Genomic DNA, 1,331 nt, shown 5'->3' on the forward strand with positions numbered 1-1,331 from the left:
AAAGGCAAAAGGCAAAGGGCAAAGGGCAAAAGTTCCTTGATCCAGCCCATTCCATTTAACCTACATGCCTTGATACAGTTAATTCCAATCGTTCTGAATCCAGCAATACAGCGGCTTATCAATTAACTATTTTGATTTTTGCCTTCTGAATTCTGACTTTAATACAGGTTTATCGGGCTGGTTGGCGATGGAATCGCGGCAAGTTGGCCACAGGCGGCGGCGATTTCAACCCCGCGCTCCACTCGCACGGTGCACGAAATGCCTGCTGCTTGCACGACTCGTTGAAAAGCCGTAACCCGCTCACGATGCGAACGCGTCAAGGGCGTTCCAGGGATAGGATTCCACGGAATTAAATTGACATGGCAGAGCATGCCCTTTACCAAACTGGCAAGTTGGGCGGCAAGCTCAGGCGTGTCGTTTTTATCATCGAGCAGCACATATTCAAATGAAACCCGCCGATGGGTTTTATCGGTGTAATAACGAATCGCATCCATCAAATCGCTGATATCAAAGCGATCGTTGACGGGCATGAGTTCGCTGCGCAATTGATCGTTGGGAGCATGCAACGAAACCGCCAAATTGACCTGTAAGGCTTCATCGGCCAATTGGCGAATACCTTTGACCAAGCCCACGGTTGAAACGGTCATGTTGCGAGCGCCAAGATTAAAGCCCTGTTTATCATTGAGCCGTTCGACCGCCGCCCACCAACGCTCGTAGTTGGCAAATGGTTCGCCCATGCCCATAAACACCAAGTTGGTGATATGGTCGGGCACTGGCCCGCCGTGGCGTTTGGCAATCGCAGCACCTTCATTGCGCAGATAGCGCTCGAAATACAACACCTGCTCCATAATCTCGCCGCTGGAGATATTGCGCAACAAGCCTAATTTGCCAGTTGCACAAAAGACGCAACCCATGGCACAACCCGCTTGGGTCGAAACGCAAATCGTCGCCCGATCTGGCGGGTAGATCATCAGCACAGTTTCAATCACCGCATCGCCTGGGCAGCGCCACAGCACTTTGCGGGTTAAGCCATCGTCGGTGGTTTGTTCGCGCACCAATTCAAGGCTGCCAATCTGCAAATTCGCTGTCAATTGCTCACGCAGTGCGGCGGGCAAATCGGTCATGGCGGCAAAATCGTTAGCTAATTTTTTATATAAATGGGCATAAATTTGCCGCGCCCGAAAGGCTGGTTGGCCTAATTCGGTCAATTGCGCGGTCAAGCCCTTCAAATCAAGATCGTAAATATTCATGGGTTCCTCGTTTGTTACGCCCCATGATACCATCTTTCTTTATCGTGGGGATCGGTCGTTGATCCACGAAGGACGCGAAGG

General features: G+C 51.0%; 1 protein-coding gene. It reads right to left on the bottom strand.

Features of this window, described 5'->3' with window-relative positions; translation table 11 throughout:
* Nucleotides 1-158: 158 nt before the first annotated feature.
* On the bottom strand, nt 159-1,250 hold the full coding sequence (gene rlmN, locus DEF47_RS12105; protein ID WP_012191829.1) for a dual-specificity RNA methyltransferase RlmN: 1,092 nt from the start codon (nt 1,248-1,250) through the stop codon (nt 159-161).
* Nucleotides 1,251-1,331: the final 81 nt, after the last annotated feature.

Source organism: Herpetosiphon sp. (assembly GCF_003512625.1).
GTDB lineage: Bacteria > Chloroflexota > Chloroflexia > Chloroflexales > Herpetosiphonaceae > Herpetosiphon > Herpetosiphon aurantiacus.

Coding starts and splice junctions, on each gene's coding strand:
- rlmN (WP_012191829.1), bottom strand. CDS start 1,250: ATGAATATTTACGATCTTGATTTGAAGGGCTTGACCGCGCAATTGACC.